The organism is Comamonas endophytica, from assembly GCF_023634805.2.
GTDB classification, from domain to species: domain Bacteria; phylum Pseudomonadota; class Gammaproteobacteria; order Burkholderiales; family Burkholderiaceae_C; genus Comamonas; species Comamonas endophytica.
The window spans coordinates 2,683,676-2,701,732 of sequence record NZ_CP106881.1 but is presented as its reverse complement, the minus strand read 5'-3'; the positions used below and the strand labels follow the sequence as shown (position 1 = coordinate 2,701,732).

The window sequence follows — 18,057 nt, the reverse complement described above, 5'->3', positions numbered from 1 at the left end:
CTTACAATTCGACAGATGGAGAGCTGGCAGAGTGGTCGATTGCACCGGTCTTGAAAACCGGCAGCCCGTAAGGGCTCCAGGGTTCGAATCCCTGGCTCTCCGCCAAGCAACGCTACGAGAACGGCCCGCGAACGCGGGCCGTTCTTTTTGATGGTCGGATGCGTCAGCTCTCCTTTCCAGATTTTTCAGCCACATATCACCAATGTCGAAATCCCCCAAAGATTCCTGCGACACATCTCCCCACTGATTTAGTGCTGCGCGCCCTTCGGCATGGCCGTTTCAAGACCACGTCGAGCTTAATGCGGCCGTGATGAAGCGAGCGCTTCGAGCGGATTCATCCCCCACCCTGCCCCGTTGGCCTTGCCACGGGGCTTTTTTTGGAGCCCCTATGAGCAAGCCCCTGCCCGTCGAAGATTGCCTACCAGCCCAACCGTAGGGAATTACATCTCGCTCCTGACGACCTACAGCCGCCCGCGCGTGGTGCAGGGAACCCTTGAAACTATTGGAATACGGGCTGCGCGAGACTACTGTCTTGGCCTCTCCCTCCGCCGTGCGCGCCTACCTGCACCTTTGGCTTGGTGACCGACCCCATGAGGTCTTTGCTATCGTTTTTCTGAATGCGCAGCACCAGATGATCGACACGCTCGAACTCTTCAGAGGCACGCTGACGCAGACGTTTATACAACATTAGAGGAACAACTTTCTGATACCTTAATCGTTTCCAAATGTGTCAGAATCACAATTGAGGGTGTGATGACGAGGGAAGGTCATTTTGTAAAGTGCCACCTGATCAACCGATGTCAAGCCCGGCGATAGCGATATATAGACCATCCAAATGCTCTTTGTAGAGTTGATATCCATGACCAAAACTCAAGCCCCCCTACTTCGTCGATTTACACTACGTGGTTTACACGGTTACAAGGATCTCAGCATAGTCTGCTCTGACGCAGCCTCCATAGTTCTTGCCGAGAATGGAGTTGGGAAAACCACATTACTCAACACAATGTATGCATTACTCTCGGGCCGCATCTCTAGACTAGCTTCGATTAACTTCGAGAGTGCAATCTTGGAGTTCAGTGATCGCACCATGGAGTTTTCTCGTGAGCAGGCTTTTAATACAATGGATCAAAAGAAGAACACGAGGCTGTTCGAGCGCAGCTCTGCGCAAGATATTCTGATGTACATCTCCCCAAAGGAGTTGGACAACCTATTAAATATTTATGCAAGTGGTGGTTTACGGTCAGAGGTGCGAAGAAATCCTATACTTCAACGCCTATACCGAGTTTGCCCTTGGGATTATGAAGAGATATTTGAGCGCTTAGATCTTCTAAAGACCCACATGTACAACGGTCCTTATATTGAGAACTTCAAGAAAAAGGTTTCGGAAGCAATGGGTAAGACAAATGTTTTGTACTTGCCCACCTATCGCCGTATTGAAGCCACCTTTGACGATTTCGCGCTTCGCCAAGCATCTCCCAAAAGAACAGGATCTACCAATGAAGAGACGGAAACAGATCAGCTTATCTATTTTGGTTTAAGTGACGTCGAGGAAAAACTTGCTGCGATGACAAGTTTCATCCAGCAATCTATGTTCGAAGCATATTCCCGATTAAGTGGCAATATGTTAGATGTTTTACTTGGAATGCGTCAGTTCGAACTTCCACTAGAACGGCCATTTGACATTGAACTTGTGCGAGTAATGCTTGGTCGTCTTGGCAAGAGCAACAGTTTAACTGACGTCGAACTTGAACGCACATTGCTAAGTACAGATGTTAACTCTGAGCGATATCGCCCACTGACATATTTCCTCCGACAACTTCTGACTAGCTATGAAGCGTCCAGACCGCAAGAGATTGCGCTTGAGACGTTTGTAAACGTGATCAATGGTTATTTTGAAACAGCCGAAACAGATAAGAGACTTAGGTTTGACAAAGAGAAATTAAAAGTGGACGTATGGCATGACGCACTCAATACGTCGCTCCCATTTGGCAGCCTCAGTTCAGGAGAAAAACAAGTCGTAAGTGTTTTCTCAAGGCTGATTCTGGATTCGGGAAAAAGTTATTTGATTCTTATCGACGAACCTGAGCTTTCGCTGTCTATCGAATGGCAGCGGCGGTTTTTGCCAGACATTCTAAAGACAGACAGCTGCCACCAGTTAGTTGCGATCACTCACTCGCCATTTGTCTTCGAAAATGAACTGGACATGTGTGCTCGCTCTATTCAAGTTGTTAACAAGTCTCGCTCTAATTGATTATGGATCGAGTTGACCAATTGCGCGCCGCGCGCAGCTCACCTCATGTGAGTTTTACTGAGTACCTTAAGCTTCGAGCGAAGTCGACGGGAATTTTTCTTATTTTCGAGGGAAAGCAGTGCCCAACAGTGTATGTTGGCTGGCTACGACAATTACTAAAAAAATGCACCGAACTGGGCGCACAAATTATAGCCAGAGGAAAGAAAAATGTTCTCAGCCTTCGGGAGTTAATACTCAAAAACCCGGAAACAGCAAAAGATAATAATTTATACTTTGTCGACAGAGATTACGATGTCGAACCAAAATCCGGATCCTTACCGGATGTTTACGTCACGCGCGGTTATGCCATTGAAAACGAGCTAATCGATTGGAATATTATCGAAAATTTCATAAGAGCATATTTCGATATTGCTGACTACTACGACAACGAAGCTTTAGAAATTGCAAAAAAAGGATTTTTAGCAGGATTTAACGATTATATTAAAGAGACTCAGGAGCTTCACCACGCAGTCTACCTATGTCGAATCAAGGGTGTTGAATGCTACCCGGGAGAATCAGCGTTATCTTACATACAGATTAACTGGGATACAGGGGTAGCTGAACGGTTATACACGAATACTGGCGAGCTATTAGCAAAATTAAAAATCGATGCAAGCGAACATGAAAATATAGCTAAAGCCTTGACCTCTAGCCACAGTTTCATGGAATTGGATCCTGTGACCGACTGGAGAGGGAAGTATCATTTCAGCATTATCAGAAGCTTTTTGACCTACCTGAAGGACAAGCGAATAGACGGAATACATCCGTTTAAAAGAGCTTCGAAGCTCAATGCGGATCCATCACATCCGGCACTAATTGGCTTACTTGGAAGTATGTCTCCCTGCCCAACATGCTTAACCTCTTTCATTAAAAATTGGCCCTGATAAGCCTCGATAGAATTAGGAAAATTAAAAGTTCATTCCAGGAGATCAAAGTCGGGGGCACAAAATTTGCGAAAGAGAATTTCACGAAATGGTCATTTATTCTTGCTCGTTGGCCTATACATCGTTGAGGTATCTATATCTGAAGGTGTGCCCTAAATGAGAGACCTCAAAGCGATGTGTTGATAGTGGTTTTCCTCCTCTCTTGCCCGGATCTATGTCCGGGCTTTTTTGCGTCTAACAGCAGTCTCATCTTTTAAGGTGGTAGAGTGGGCAGGGAGCGTTTGACACCGGCACGACAATTAATCTGGGAGCATAGAGAATTGGTCAACATGAGCCGCAGCAGTGGGAGCCTTGGGTCCCAGTTGAGACGAATAGCTTGGCGAAGAAGATGTGTGGAAGCGAATCCCGTGCTCCCGAACCAAAAGGGCCGGCGATTCAGGTATGGAAAGCTATCTCCCTAAGAGTTCATACCGCCTTGCTCACCGCTCATTGGGATAGAGGCAACCGTCAAGTACAGGCCCTGCGGACTAATCAACATGAGAAAATTAATGCCGGACTACACAGCGGTCTCGCAGAACGGAAGGAGCGTCTACAAGATAGACGCACCCAACTTCGCGCGGTGCTCCAATACATAGTTCGGCACGAAAGGAAGGCGTCTTCAATGCTTTAATTCGCTGGGGACCACGGGACGGGTACCTCAAGAATTCCCAGTAGAACTCGCCGGGTTCTTCAACTCATTCGGTCAAAGCCTTCAGTACGATGAGTTTGTAGAGCTGGGGTATGGCAGGGCTAAACCGGTCCGCTACGATACTTTCATTCGAAAGAAGATTGTTCTCTCAAGAGAAACTACCTACGAAAATGCGGTAGACGATCAGTTTGTACTCAACGGCGGTGTAACAGCGACCGGGACAATCCACGTGCTGCACGCAAGTGGATTGAATTACGACTTCCAACCGACGACTGAATTCGAGTTCAAAAAGACATACCACCGCGCAACGGAAGCTGTGCGCCTCGTTGGCACAGGCCTTTGCGACAAGAGCGAGCGACTCAAACGCCTCATCGCTGTGACCGTTATTTACAGCGAGGGCGGAGCAACTCAGCCTTTCGAGTATAGGCTGGAAGAAATTGCCTCTATACCTAGCGGATGGTATGACGGCGAGAATTCGGCGCCCACCCCCGCAGCTGTTGGAGCAATGCGTCAGTTCTTGGAGGATGTCTCATTGCTCTCTTCGCCGCTCCCTCACCTCTATCCGATCCCTAGTGGGGGAGTTGTGGCCGAGTGGAGCTTGGGATATCGGGAAGCAAGCGCGGAAATTGATCCCAGTGGTGATCAGTTAGGGCTGAACGCCGTCAACACAGTGACAGCAGACGAATTGGATATGCTGATTGCTCTGAACAGCCCTAACTTGATGAGAGAGTTCAAGTCTTTTATGAGCACCATCTCTTCGGAGGAGGATCGTCCGATGCCAGTTGACAGCCAGTACCGTCTCCCTACCTCAGACGAGCTGCTCATGCGACAAGTTCATCCGAGTCAAATCACTGAGAAGCGTCCGTCGTCTCGGTGCTTTACATCTACAGGAACTGACAAAGGCCACCTGTCTGCGGATCGCGAGAGCCTTTTGAGTCCGAGAGAAGCGTACGAACAGTACTTGCAGCGGAAACAGCTTTCCGAAGGTGGCGGAACCTGGGGAGTTTCAATTGCAGAATTCGGACAACTCGGGCTTCTCAGCTGCTCAGATCCCTTGTCTGAAAACGAGTCACATGCACTCGTCGACTTCACTTCAGCAGGTGAAAATAAGAAGCAGCTCACGAAGGGCAAGCTCGCGTATGCGAAAGCGATAGCACGGAAACGGCTGCATCCACTATCTGCTGCCGATCTATAACGCTAAAAGCCGACTTCTTGCGATTGAGCAGGCCACCGTGATTGCCGGTCGCCTCGTATGCAGTAAGCGTGGTCGCTTTTCAGCCCCAGCTAAACCGTCTCTAAGCGTCATAAAATTAAATTACTGGCTCGCGACAAGGCTGGCAGACTGAGCGTCGTACACCATGCCAGTAAGGGTACCGTCCACCAGCCGTTGCACTACCTCATCAATCACGTGCAGCGGGACAAGGAACCATTCACGCGGCTTCACGGGTTTGCCAAAGCGGTCCGCGATGGTGAGGTCCAGTTGCGCTGCACCAAACAACCGATGGAATAGACTTTCCAGCTTCACCCGATTGATGTTGTGAAGTTTGTAAGTTGCGACGACCTCCACACCCGCCAACAAGTAGGTCGAATGGTTCTCAGCGCCCGCAATCCGAGCTTCAATCCTCCCTCCGGTCACTCCGATTTTGTGAATCAACTCGCGATGCTGCGACACGAACGGGTGGTCAGACCTGCTTCGCAGGACATAAATCGTCCCTGCCGCAATATCCTCTGGCTCAACTTCAGCACTGAACAGCGGCCCCATATCGGGATCGGTAAGTCGTCTGCCTGAATTGTCTTTGTAGAGTGCGCGCTGAAGCGAACGGCGAAGCAGATTGCTCTCTGTACCGTTGGCGTAGATAACGCGTAAACGTGCATCGTTTTCACCATTCGGTGCTTTGATCGTCTCACCGACCTCTGCCACATAGGCCAGTTGACCACCCAGAATGAAATAGTTGCCATCGGCCACGCTGGCATCCCTTCCGAATCGCAGCGCCTTGCGCACGCCCGACTTCAAGTCTTGCTCCACTTGCTCGAACAAAAGGCGGAATTGTTCAAAGTCCTGGCAGGCAGTCCGATCGGCAACTTCCTCTGCGGCGCGTTTTTCTGTGCTGGATCGGACATGCCGCAGCACGGTGATATCGCCCTCTTCGGTAGGCAAATCACCAATACCTAACTCCGCAAGCAGCGCATCTTCGTCGAGTGCGTCCACATCCACCGCCGCGACTGCCTTGCCTTCAAGCAGCCTGGGCGTGTCCAACTCTGCCAAAAGGGTTTTGGCTTCAGGCAGCTTTCGTAGCTGATCCAGACGCACGGCATACAGGCGCTCAAAGATGTCGCGGCCCTCGCCATGCTGAGGGCCGCGACCATGGGTTTGATGAAACCGCAGAATGTCCTCAAAGCCCGCGATGATGCGTTCCTCCCGCTGGGTACGGATGGACGCTTTCACAGGGGCAACTTCTACGCCAAGAGCATGCAGCAGCTCGTCATCGTCGATATCAGCCATTGTTCAGTACTCCTTGCGCCTGGGCGGATTTTGCCAGTGCGCGGTACCTCGCAAGAGCCGCTACTCCTTCACCCATGCGTTTTTCCCAGGCATCCGCAGAGTTGATATCCGGCAGGCGGCCACGCTCGTTTTTGAACTGCAACGCACGCTTGGCGAGGTCACGCGCCTCTTCCTCAGTTAAGCTCACCTTCTTGGCTGCGATGGCGGCTTGCACTTGACGCAGTGACTTCTCATCCATGGCCTTGGCAAGCACTGCATAAGCGGCCTCAAATGGGTTGATGCGGTCGATCAGGTCGATATCCAAGTCCTTCACATTGACGAACTTTCGAACGCCGTCGATCAGTGCAGTGCTTCCTTGCCCAGTGCCACTACCGCTGGCATCCGCCTGAGCCAAAGCCAGTTTTGCTTGCTGGGTGATGTTCATAGCTGCAATAGCGTGCTGACGGATGGCTTCTTGATCGGCATCGCTCAGTTCGGGATAACGCTCCCGCACGATCTTGCCCATGCGCAGTTGGGTCAGCTCCTCTGGCAGCGTGTTTTCCTTATCGAACAGCCCGCGTTCGAGCGCTGTCTTATCTTGCAAAAAGCTCGTGACCACCTCGTTCAAGTCTTCCTTGCAGATACGAGTTGCTTCTGACGTCTCAGGCTTGGTCAGGCCCGCGATCTCCAAGTGAATCTGACCCGTATCCTTGTTCACCCCGATGTTATGCCCACCCTCCTTGTAGCCCTCGTCACCATAGTCGAAGCCTTTTTGTGGACCGGCATTTTTCGGGGTGAATTCGTAGCGGGGAGCCAGCACCTGTTCCATCAACAGGCTTGCCGAAATGGCTTTGAGCATGTCGTTCACCGCCTCGGCCACCGCTGATCGCTCTGCGGTCGGTTCCGCGATCAGGTTAGTGAACCGTGACCGCTCTTTGCCCTTAGCGTCACGGGTTGCACGGCCAATGATCTGCACGATTTCGGTCAAGCTGCTACGGTAGCCAATGGTCAGTGCATGCTCACACCAAATCCAGTCGAAGCCCTCTTTAGCCATGCCCAACGCGATGATCACATCCACATGATCACGGTCGTTTTTGTGGGCTGGATCTTTCAATGCCGACAGCACGCGAGAGCGCTTGGCCGGATCACTGTCATCGACAAGATCCGCCACCTTCAAAACACGGCCTTGCGGAGACTCGACGAGGTGGAACCCGGTGTCAGGGTCCACGCCCTTCCATGTACCCAGACCGTGCATGATTTCGTCTACCTCGCGCTGCTTGTCTTTCAAGCTCTCACGCGCATTCACGTTGGGAATATGGACGATGGTTTTAAGGGACGGGTCCAGCACCTTGTTGACCGCATCGACATAGGCGCCGGTATAGAAGAAGTAGCCAATGTCCAGCGATTTGAGCCACCGGTAGCCGTTGAGCTGCTCATAGTAGGTGTAAGTCACCGTATCGAACCGGGACTCGTCCGCAGGGCCCAAAACGGCTTCACTGTCACCACGGAAGTACGAACCCGTCATCGCCACCAAGTGAACCTTGTCTCGTGCAATGAAGGCGCCCAACTGGCTGCCCAGTTTGTTGTCTGGGTTGCTGGAAACGTGGTGGAACTCGTCAATCGCAATCAGGCGGTTGTCGAAGGCGGTGATGCCCAGCTCCTCCACGGCAAAACGGAATGTGGCATGGGTGCAAACCAGCACCTTGTCATCGCTAGCCAGAAAATGGCGCACAGCTCCGACCTTGGACTTGGCCATGCTTGGCTCGTCCCCGCCTGGTGCATTGCACAGGTTCCACTGCGGGGCCACCTTCCAGTCGCAATAAAAGCCGAAATGGGTCAAAGGCTCGTCGGCGAAACTGCCGCCAATGGAGCGTTCGGGCACCACCACGATGGCCTGTCGCAAGCCCTGGTTATTCAGCTTGTCCAGCGCAATGAACATTAGGGCACGGGACTTGCCAGAGGCAGGGGGAGACTTGATCAGCAAGTATTGCTCACCCCGCTTGGCGTAGGCGCGCTCTTGCATGGCACGCATACCTAACTCATTGGCCTTGCTCGATGCGCCAGTGCGTGCGGTGGTGATGGACACCGATGGCACAGTGTACGCATTGGTCGGGTTGCTTGCTTGATCGCTCATACGGTTTTCTTCCTCCCTCGGGTTGCCTTGGCCGCAGACTTGGCCTTGTCTGCGGCAGTCATCTTGGTGTACAGCTCAAACAGCTTTTCCAGCCGCTCGGTGTCGTTCTTGAATCGGCGACCTATGTAGATGCGCTCTAACACCTCGTCATTGCGCTCGTGGGCATGCCGCAGGTTGTCCGGCATGGTTTCCGGGTCGTACAGATCGGCGATGGTGCCCGGGAAGTGGGCCTCGCGAGCCAGCAGAATGTCCTCTGCGCATCGGGTTAGGTCGGCCTTGTTTTGCTCGGTGAGCAATGGAACGGGGAAGGTGTTCCAGCCAAGAGTGTTTGAATAGCGATATCGTGTTTCCAGTTTGCCGCAAACTGTAGCGATCCAGATCAGGTGCAGCCGAGAGGCAATAAGCGCCATATTCCAGAGTGGCGCATCGAAGAGCGCAAAAGCTTCACTGGTTACAGTGCTTCTTGAGTCAATTACACCGGTTGGTAAGTAAGGCCGCGCCTCAGAAGAGGTCCTGGGAACAGTGATGATTAAATTTTCAGCAATGTTCATTTCCCGCATCTGATGCGCACGAACTGCCATGTCCCGTGCACTCTTATCGGAGCTCGCCAAGCGCATGCTGCGAACCCGCTCAATACGCTGCGCAATGCCTTCAACAACGAGAGCCTCCTTCAAAGCAGCATCCTCAATCCAAAGGCAGTAACGCTCCAAACCTCGAATGAACTCAGCTGACCCGAAAATGCGGCGAACGAAGCGATCTTTTTGCTGGGGAGTCAAACGTAGGGCCGCGAGTTCATCACGTGACAACAGCAGATTTCCACCGTCCACCGGCTTGTTGCCAAAGCTCATTTCGGACAGTCCGCTCAATGGACGAGTAGCTTTGCCCACCACGACATTGGCGCCCGGAACCAAGTAGGCGTTGATGTAGGGCACATCCTTGATCACCGTTTCCCCAACTTCGTTCATAGCGAACAACCGTCGTACTTTGGGCGCCGGGTTGCCGATCGCCACAACCGCTACCGTCACGCCAGCGTTATGGCTTGCCAAGTTGTTCCACTTGAACGAGGTGTGGGCAAAAGCAATGTCATGTCCCGAAGCAAAGACCAGCGGCCATAGAATGGGAACTTGCTGTCCTTGGCAAATGGAGTTGGTGGAGACAAAAGCAGAGGTGCACGGTGTGCGCTGACCGTAGTCAGCGGCCTTCATGAACCAGCCAGACACGTAGTCGAGCGACTTCCAGCTTTTGCACCGGTGATCGAAGATGGCTCGCAGGTCGTCTTTTTGCTCTGCACTCTGCCAAGTGCTACCCAAGTACGGCGGATTTCCACAGATGTACGTCTCACCGCCTTCGTTGGCAAAGTCAATTTCCTTTTGATCCAAAGGCGTGAGGAACAGGTCATCTGCAACTACCTTAACGCCAGTGCCTGTGGGCGGACAGATAGACAACCAATCCAGCCTCAAAGCATTCCCACAGATGATCCAGTTTTGCGCATTCAACGGCAGGAACTCAGCCAGCGCATCCTTCTGCCCTCGATAGAGCACATCGCATTGGAACTCCGCAATGATGAGCGCCAAGCGTGCAATCTCAGCGGGGAAGTCGCGCAGTTCAATCCCCCGAAAATTGGTCAGCGGTATCTCGCTTCGCAAGTGCAGCTCGTCCCTGCGCCGGTTGATCTCCGCTTCTATCTCGCGCATCTGCTTGTACGCGATGACCAAAAAGTTGCCCGATCCGCAAGCGGGATCAAACACCCGAATACGGGCCATGCGTTTGCGCAGATTCAGCAGCTTTCGTTCGTTGTCGTCAGCATCGGCCAGTGCAGCGCGCAGGTCATCCAAGAACAGCGGGTTCAGCACCTTCAAGATGTTGGGCACACTGGTGTAGTGCATGCCCAGGGCGCCACGCTCATCGTCGTCGGCAACTGCCTGAATCATGCTGCCAAAGATGTCGGGGTTGATTTCCCGCCAGCTCAATGCACCCGCATGCATCAGGTACGTACGGGCCATGCGTGTGAATCGGGGCACCTCTGTGCTTCCGGAAAACAGCCCCCCGTTCACATACGGAAAGCCATTGGCCCAGTTAGGCAGGCGCAGATCCGAATTGGCACGCTCGGACACCTTGATGTTCATGGCGCGGAAGATTTCAGACAGCACCTGATGGGTGTTGCTTCCATCATTCGCACTCATCTGATCCACCGTCTGGGTGAACAGCCCCTTGCCATTGAAGATGTCAGTGTCTTCGGCAAAGAAGCAGAACACCAGCCGGGCCATGAAGTGATTCATGTCACTGCGTCGGTCTTCCTTGGCCCAGTCAGGGTTCTCACGCAGCAGTTCGACGTAAAGCTTATTCAGACGCCCCGTGGCTCGAACGTCGATGGGGTTGTCCTTGATCTCCTTGATAGTGGAGATGCCCGCTAGCTGCAGCAGGAACCCGAAATGATTCGGGAAGTCCTCAAAGGCGCATGCGATGGTCTCACCGCTGACCAGCTCTTCGGCCTCAAGCGTCTGTCCGTCAGTCGCCAGAATGAACTTGGCTTTTGCCTTGGTTGTGGCGGAGCTGTCTCGCAGGGTGCGGAGCATGTTGCCAACAATGCCAGCATCGCACACAGCGATGTGAATGTTGTTGCGCAGGAGAACCCCGCCAGGCACGTCCGAGGCGTTGTTGTTGCCGGTGCGAAGGCGTTTGAGCGTCGTTTCCTTGTTGCCAAAGGCAGCCAGGAAGGCGTAGGGAAATTCGGCAGCGTCAAAGGGTTGGGCAGCGAGATCCGATACGGCGGACTCGATTTCGACCGCGTTCATGGTTTTTCAGGGAAGGTTTTCATGCTCTCGGAATAGTAGCGTAGAGCTATGGCCGTGGCGGCTTGGTGTTGCGCGCAAAGCCCAATTGGCTCAATTCCTGACTGGCCGCAGCAGCCCATGCCTTCTTGGTTAAACCGTCGCTGCATCGCTGCCGTCGACCCTAGAGCAAGTCGGGCATTCCACCTAACTTCTCTTTGCTATGTCCAGCTTTCGGTGAACCAGCGATGCCAACGTCAAAATGTCCAACGCATCCTGCTCCGACATAGGCCACTCCACCTTCGCGTTATGCGCAAGGGGGTTGCGGACCGTGCCAAAAAGGCCAACAAGCAGATTGGCAAAGCCTCGCTGCTCACCACGTTCAGTCTCTGTCTGCAAGCGGTTGATGGCCAATGCCGCGACACCGTCTTTGTTAACACCAAATGCGCGCTGAACAAGTTCGGCGCCATCACCATCCAACCCGGACATTCTTCGCACCTTGGCGGCAATGCTCTTGGTGGCTTCGAAAACAGCGTGGAAGTAGTTCTCATCCAACAGCTCGGCACGGCAAAACTGCAGGACATCCGCATGCACGCCTCGTGCCGCCAGCGCTGCGGAAAGCCTACTGGCACGCTGCATGGCCTCGCTCAAGGTTTTCGCGGGTTGGGTACGGCCTACACGGCCATCATCTCGCACGTGATAGCCTGTCAACAACAGCACAGCATTCAAGCGCTGCCGCCTACTATCGAACAGTTGCGGATTTCCGGTGTAGCGCACTGGCGCCATCGCCCGGACGACCACCATGATGAGGTAGTTCCCAATCCCCTTATCGTTTTGTACCGAGGCAATCGCGTTATACAGGCGCTTCCACTTGGTGTTTGCTGCGTCTACATCGGGAATGCTCGCGTCTCCCAAGATGAAGGCAATCTCCTGCCCCGTAAGGCCATCGGCCGTGTCCCCTAGTACTCGAGCAACGGCTTCAATTTGCTGAGAAGAAAAGGGTTGAATTTTGTCCATGACACTACCTATTTAGCCGACTAATTACATATCTGCGTCAAGGCCGCAATGCTGCGACGCGTTTACCTATAGTGTGTTGACTGCTGCGCCCCAGTGGGCTACCCCTCGTCGAGCTTTTGACCTACACAATGAACAGCCCCGGGATTTGGCGAGGCTGTTTGGTTTAAGTCAGGCCACCACCTCGGTGTTCTGACTAGTGAGTTGCCGGTCGTAGTTTGCCTCAGCCTCGGCGGGCAGGATATAGCCTTGGCTGGTGCCTCCGCCAGGAAGCCCCACGCAAGCCATTCCACTCCAGCCCGGGAATACCCCATGGCAAAAAGCCCAAAAATCTATAAATTCACGCCCAGGCATTTGTAATGACAAATGTGCAAAACGAACAATTCATTCAAGGACGAGCCATGCCAGACCAAGTTGACGTTGCCAAGAAGCGTATCCGGGCCTCCTACGGCCGCTACCTTGAGGACTTCGCTGTCGGTGAGATCTACGAGCACCGTCCGGGCCGCACGATCACCGACAACGACAACATCCAGTTCTCGCTGATGACGATGAATTCGCATCCCATGCACTGCGATGCCAACTACGCGGCCAAGAGCGAATTCGGCCGCCTGCTGGTCAACAGCGGGCTCACGCTGGCGGTGGTGCTGGGCATGACGGTGAATGACGTCAGCGGCAAGGCCATCGCCAATCTGGGCTGGAAGGACATCCGCCTGACCGCGCCCGTCTTTGGCGGAGACACCCTGTACGCGGAGTCCGAAGTGCTGGAGGTGCGGCCTTCCAAGAGCCGCCCCACGCAAGGGATCGTGACGACACGCACCCGGGCCTACAACCAGAACGACGTGCTGATCATGGAGTTCGTGCGCATGTCGCTCGTGCCGCGCCGCGGCCACGGGGTCGACGACCTCTGAGGCTGCGCCACCGGTTTCCTGCAAGCGCACGAAGAGGCGCGAACCACTACAAACCTGGAGACAAGAGCATGAGAAACATCAAGGTATGGAAGGCAGCGGTTGCAGCCGGCCTGGCGGCAATGGCCAGCGCGTCATATGCGGCCTACCCCGACAAGCCGATCCGCATCATCGTCGGCTTCCCTGCGGGCCAGGCGACCGACGTGATCGCGCGGATGGTCGGAAAGAGCCTGCAGGACGCCCTGGGGCAACCCGTCATCGTCGAGAACAAGCCCGGCGCCTCGGGGATCATCGGCAGCGAGTTGGCCGCCAAGGCGCCGGCGGATGGCTACACCCTGCTGGTCGGCTCCAGCGGCACGATGTCGATCAACACCAGCCTGTTCACCAAGCTGCCCTACCACCCGCTGCGGGATTTCGAGCCGGTCACCATCCTGGCGAACGTTCCGCTGTTCCTGGCCGTGAACCCCAAGGTTCCGGCACAGACCGCTGGCGATCTTTTGAAGCTGGCGAAGCAGTCTCCAGGCAAGCTGAACTACGGCTCGGGCGGCAGCGGAGTGACCAGCCACCTGACGATGGAGCTGCTCAAGCACCAGCAGGGCGTCGACATCACGCATGTGCCCTACAAGGGCAGCCCGGCCGCCATCACGGACCTCATCGGCGGGCAGATCAACGCCATGATCGATACCGGCGCCGCCCTGATCCCGCATGCGCGCGGCGGCAAGCTGCGGCTGCTGGCGGTGGCGAGCGCCGAGCGCAACGCTGCGGCGCCCGAGGTGCCCACCATGATCGAGGCCGGCATGGGCAACTTCGTCGCGCCGGCCTGGATCGGCCTGGCGGTGCCCAAGGGCACGCCCAAGGAGGTCATTGCCACGCTGAACCAGGCGCTGGCGAACTCCTGGGCCAAGAACCCGGCGATCAAGGAACAACTGGCGGGCATGGGCGCGGAAGCTGCCGTGATGACCCCCGAGCAGTTCTCGAAGTACATCCAGTCCGAAATCGACAAGTGGGCGGTTGCCGTCAAAGTCTCTGGTGCAAAGGTGGATTGAAGCCATGACCGTATCCGATACCCAAATGATTGAAACCATCCGCATCTCGGAGCACCTGGCGGACTTCGCCCTGGGCTTCGATCTGGCAGCCGTGCCCAGTGAAGTGCGCACGCGGGCAACGCATCTGATGCTCGATGCCTTCGGCATTTCCCTGGCATCCACCCAGTGGGACTTCGCCCGGCAATCGCTGGCGGGCCTGCGCGAGCTGGCCGGCGATGGCGGCGACGTGCCCGTCATCGGCTACGGGCAGAACCTGCCGCTGCGCGACGCCGTGGTCATGAATGCCATCCTGATCCACGGCCTCGACTACGACGACACGCACCCTGCCGGCGTCATCCATGCGACCACCTCCGTGCTGCCTTCGGCGCTGGGCCTTGCCACGCGGCTGAAGGCCGATGGCCGGGCGGTGCTGCAGGCCTACCTGCTGGGCATGGAGACCGCGACGCGCATGGGCGCCGCGGCCAAGGGCGGGTTCCACCAGGTAGGCTTCCACCCCACCGGCTTGATCGGCACCTTCGGCTGCACCTTCAGCGCCGCCAATCTGCTGGGCCTCGATGCCAATGCCCTGGTGAATGCGCAGGGCGTCGCGCTGTCGCTGGCCTCGGGCAGCCTGGAGTGCCTGGAAGACGGCGCCTGGACCAAGCGCCTGCACCCGGGCTGGGCTGCGGCCTCGGGCATCACGGCGGCCACGATGGCCAAGCACGGTTTCGTCGGCCCGCGCGCCGCCTACGAAGGGCGCTTCGGCCTCTACCCCAGCCATCTGGGTGCGCTGAGCCAGAACTGCGACCTGTCGATGATCACGGCAGGCTTGGGAAGTGTCTGGGAAACCATGAACGTGGCCATCAAACCCGTGCCCGCATGCCATTTCACCCATGCCTTCGCGGATGCGGCCAGCATCCTGTCGAAGCAGTGGCACGGCTCGCCCATCGCCCGCATCGTGGCCAAGGTGCCGCCAGGCGCCATGAAGGCCGTGTGCGAGCCCGACGAGAAGAAGAAGCGCCCCAGCAACGCCTACGAGGCCCAGTTCAGCGTGCCCTATTCCGTGGCGACGGGCCTGCGCTTCGGCCGCTTCTCGCTCGATGCGCTGGACCCCGAGGCCTGGCAGGAGCCCGAGACCCTGGCGCTGGCGGCGCTGGTGCAGTGCGTGCCGGACCCCGAGGCCGACTTCCCGCGCTATTTCGGCGGCGAGGTCATCATCGAACTCGCCGACGGACGCATCCTGCAGCACGCGGAGCCCATCAACCGCGGCGCCCCCGGCCGCCCCATCAGCAACGAAGACATCGTCACCAAGTTCCACGAGAACGCGGCACGCGCCGTCAGCCGCAGCCATGCGGACAACGTGCTCAACGCGGTGCTCGGCATCGAGAAAACCACGGCAGTCCACCTGGCCGCCCTGCTCGGCCAGAAGGCCAAATAAGGAGATCATCCAATGAACGCACGCCCCCCCATCAGCCAGGACCTGGAACAGGAAGCCCTGATCCTGGAAATGCTCGACCGCTTCCTGGCGTCCGAGGTCAAACCCCATGTGCACCGGCTGGAGCAAGAGGACATCTACCCCACGGAGATCGTGGAGAAGATGAAGGAAATGGGCCTGTTCGGCTGCATCATCGATCCGGAATACGGCGGCCTGGGGTTGTCCACGACCACCTACGCGAAGATCATCGAGCGCATGTCCGCGGTCTGGATGTCGATTTCCGGCATCATCAATTCCCACCTGATCATGGCGATGGCGGTGCAGCGCTTCGGCACCGAGGAGCAGAAACGCGAGTTCCTGCCGCGCTTCGCGACCGGCGAGCTGCGCGGCGGCGTCGGCCTGACCGAACCCGATGCCGGCACCGACCTGCAGGCCATCCGCACCACCGCGAAGCTCGAAGGCGACCACTATGTCGTCAACGGCAGCAAGATGTGGATCACCAACAGCATGTACGGCAACTGCCTGGCGCTGCTGGTCAAGACCGATACCCAGGCGCAGCCGCGCCATAAGGGCATGAGCCTGCTGATCGCCGAAAAGGGCGAAGGCTTCATCGTCAGCAAGAAGCTGCCCAAGCTCGGCTACCGCGGCATCGACACCTGCGCGCTGAACTTCGACAACTACCGCGTGCCGGCCAACCGCCTGGTGGGCGGCATCGAAGGCCGTGGCCTGCAGCAGGTGCTGGGCGGCCTGGAGCTGGGCCGCATCAACGTGGCGGCGCGCGGCCTGGGCGTCGCGCAAGCCGCACTGGACGAGGCGGTGGCCTACGCCCAGGTGCGCAAGACCTTCGGCAAGCCGATCGCGGAGCACCAGGCGATCCAGCTCAAGCTCGGCGAGATGGCGACCCGCACGCAGGCGGCGCGGCTGCTGGTGTATGCGGCGGCCGAGGCCTTCGACCGTGGCGAACGCTGCGACATGGAAGCCGGCATGGCCAAATACTTCGCCACCGAGGCCGGCCAGGAGAACGCCCTGGAAGCCATGCGCATCTTCGGCGGCTATGGATACTCCAAGGAATACAACGTCGAGCGCCTGTACCGCGACGCCCCCTTGCTGCTGATCGGCGAGGGCACGAACGAACTCCAGCGCATCATCATCGCCAAGCAGCTGATCGAGAGGAACCCCGTATGAATGCCTTCGATGCCTCCCTCAAGGAAGCGGCTGCGGCCGCCGAAAAGAATGCCGCCCCCCTCCCGCTGGCCGGGGTGCGCATCATTGCCGTCGAGCAGTACGGCGCCGGCCCCTTCGGCACGCAGCACCTGGCGGACCTGGGCGCCGAGGTCATCAAGATCGAGAACCCCAAGGATGGCGGCGATGTGGGGCGCAGCGTCGGCCCGCATTACTTCGGGCCGGGCGACAGCCACTTCTACCAATCCTTCAACCGCAACAAGAAGAGCATCACGCTCGACCTGAAGAAGCCCGAGGGCATCGCCGTGCTGCAACGCCTGGCCGCGAATGCGGACGTGGTGTTCAACAACCTGCGCGGCGACCTGCCGGCGAAACTGGGCCTGACCTACGAGCACCTGAAGGCCGCCAACCCGCAGCTGGTCTGCGCCCACCTGTCGGCCTACGGCCGCACCGGCTCGCGCGCGGCCTGGCCCGGCTATGACTACCTGATGCAGGCAGAGGCCGGCTACCTGTCGCTGACCGGCGAGCCCGACGGCCCGCCGGCGCGCATGGGCCTGTCCATCATCGATCTGATGACCGGCACCACCGCCGCCATGGGCCTGCTGGCCGGCATCGTCGGCGCGCGCGCCTCGGGCGTCGGGCGCGACATCGATGTGAGCCTCTTCGACGTCGCACTGCATAATCTGGCCTATGTCGCCACCTGGTACCTCAATGCCGGTGTCGCCATCCAGCGCGAGCAGCGCTCCAGCCATCCATCGCTGACTCCGAGCCAGCTCTACAAGACGCAGGACGGCTGGATCTTCCTGATGTGCAACAAGGAGAAATTCTTCGACGTGCTGGCCGAATGCATAGGCAAACCGGAGTGGATCGGCTCCGCGCAGTACAAGGGCTTCAAGGAGCGCCTTGCCAACCGCGATCAGCTGACCCGGGAACTGGACGAAGCGCTGCAGCAACGCACGACCGAGGAATGGATGAAGGTGTTTGCCGGCAAGGTGCCCGCGGCGCCCGTCTATGACGTGCAGCAGGCGCTCGACAGCGGGTTCGTGCAGGAGCAGGAGCGCGTGCTGGAATTCCAGCACGGCAGCGGCCCGATCCGCATGGTGGCCTCTCCGGTGCGCGCTGGCGAACACCCCACGAGACCGGCTCCCGACATGGGCGCCGATACCGAGGAAATCCTGCAGAAGATGGGCTACGACGCCCAGGCCATCACGCGATTGCGCGACAGTTCCGTCATATGACATCCACCG

The 18,057-nt window shown here is 56.8% G+C and carries 13 protein-coding genes and 1 tRNA gene; 10 read left to right on the top strand and 4 right to left on the bottom strand.

The window, feature by feature from the left end; translation table 11 throughout:
• Positions 1 to 17: 17 nt before the first annotated feature.
• The 5 genes from M9799_RS12255 (at position 18) to M9799_RS12235 (ending at position 5,057) form a co-directional block, all read left to right on the top strand.
• Positions 18 to 105: transfer RNA gene (locus tag M9799_RS12255), tRNA-Ser, on the top strand.
• A gap of 445 nt (positions 106 to 550) precedes the next feature.
• Positions 551 to 691 (top strand): JAB domain-containing protein, encoded by a 141-nt coding sequence (locus M9799_RS12250; protein ID WP_231042168.1) that lies wholly within the window; start codon positions 551 to 553, stop codon positions 689 to 691.
• A gap of 168 nt (positions 692 to 859) precedes the next feature.
• Complete coding sequence (locus M9799_RS12245) at positions 860 to 2,251, top strand: AAA family ATPase (RefSeq protein ID WP_231041957.1); 1,392 nt, start codon at positions 860 to 862, stop codon at positions 2,249 to 2,251.
• Positions 2,252 to 2,253: 2 nt separating this feature from the next.
• Positions 2,254 to 3,174, top strand: coding sequence for a DUF4435 domain-containing protein (locus M9799_RS12240; RefSeq protein ID WP_231041956.1), 921 nt, complete (start codon positions 2,254 to 2,256; stop codon positions 3,172 to 3,174).
• 935 nt (positions 3,175 to 4,109) lie between these two features.
• Positions 4,110 to 5,057, top strand: coding sequence for a hypothetical protein (locus M9799_RS12235; RefSeq protein ID WP_231041955.1), 948 nt, complete (start codon positions 4,110 to 4,112; stop codon positions 5,055 to 5,057).
• A gap of 120 nt (positions 5,058 to 5,177) precedes the next feature.
• On the opposite strand, the gene M9799_RS12230 is transcribed toward M9799_RS12235, so the two are convergent.
• The 4 genes from M9799_RS12230 to M9799_RS12215 form a co-directional block, all read right to left on the bottom strand.
• Entirely contained in the window at positions 5,178 to 6,365 is a 1,188-nt protein-coding gene (locus tag M9799_RS12230; protein WP_231041954.1) for a GIY-YIG nuclease family protein, read from the bottom strand.
• Positions 6,358 to 8,478, bottom strand: a complete 2,121-nt coding sequence (locus tag M9799_RS12225; RefSeq protein WP_231041953.1) for a DEAD/DEAH box helicase — start codon at positions 8,476 to 8,478, stop codon at positions 6,358 to 6,360. Before M9799_RS12225 ends, M9799_RS12230 begins: the two co-directional genes overlap by 8 nt.
• Complete coding sequence (locus M9799_RS12220; protein ID WP_231041952.1) at positions 8,475 to 11,273, bottom strand: class I SAM-dependent DNA methyltransferase; 2,799 nt, start codon at positions 11,271 to 11,273, stop codon at positions 8,475 to 8,477. Before M9799_RS12220 ends, M9799_RS12225 begins: the two co-directional genes overlap by 4 nt.
• A gap of 183 nt (positions 11,274 to 11,456) precedes the next feature.
• The gene (locus tag M9799_RS12215) at positions 11,457 to 12,266 is read right to left on the bottom strand and encodes a TIGR02391 family protein (RefSeq protein ID WP_231041951.1); all 810 of its coding nucleotides are present in this window, start codon (positions 12,264 to 12,266) and stop codon (positions 11,457 to 11,459) included.
• 398 nt (positions 12,267 to 12,664) lie between these two features.
• Between M9799_RS12215 and M9799_RS12210 the strand changes: the two genes are divergently transcribed.
• The 5 genes from M9799_RS12210 to M9799_RS12190 all read left to right on the top strand — a co-directional run bounded on the left by M9799_RS12210 (position 12,665) and on the right by M9799_RS12190 (position 18,048).
• Positions 12,665 to 13,171, top strand: coding sequence for a MaoC family dehydratase (locus M9799_RS12210; RefSeq protein WP_231041950.1), 507 nt, complete (start codon positions 12,665 to 12,667; stop codon positions 13,169 to 13,171).
• Between the two features lie 68 nt (positions 13,172 to 13,239).
• Positions 13,240 to 14,214 (top strand): Bug family tripartite tricarboxylate transporter substrate binding protein, encoded by a 975-nt coding sequence (locus M9799_RS12205; protein ID WP_231041949.1) that lies wholly within the window; start codon positions 13,240 to 13,242, stop codon positions 14,212 to 14,214.
• A 25-nt stretch (positions 14,215 to 14,239) separates the two neighbouring features.
• Positions 14,240 to 15,631, top strand: coding sequence for an MmgE/PrpD family protein (locus tag M9799_RS12200; protein ID WP_231041948.1), 1,392 nt, complete (start codon positions 14,240 to 14,242; stop codon positions 15,629 to 15,631).
• A 12-nt stretch (positions 15,632 to 15,643) separates the two neighbouring features.
• Entirely contained in the window at positions 15,644 to 16,813 is a 1,170-nt protein-coding gene (locus M9799_RS12195) for an acyl-CoA dehydrogenase family protein (protein ID WP_231041947.1), read from the top strand.
• On the top strand, positions 16,810 to 18,048 hold the full coding sequence (locus M9799_RS12190) for a CaiB/BaiF CoA transferase family protein (protein WP_231041946.1): 1,239 nt from the start codon (positions 16,810 to 16,812) through the stop codon (positions 18,046 to 18,048). Before M9799_RS12195 ends, M9799_RS12190 begins: the two co-directional genes overlap by 4 nt.
• Positions 18,049 to 18,057: the final 9 nt, after the last annotated feature.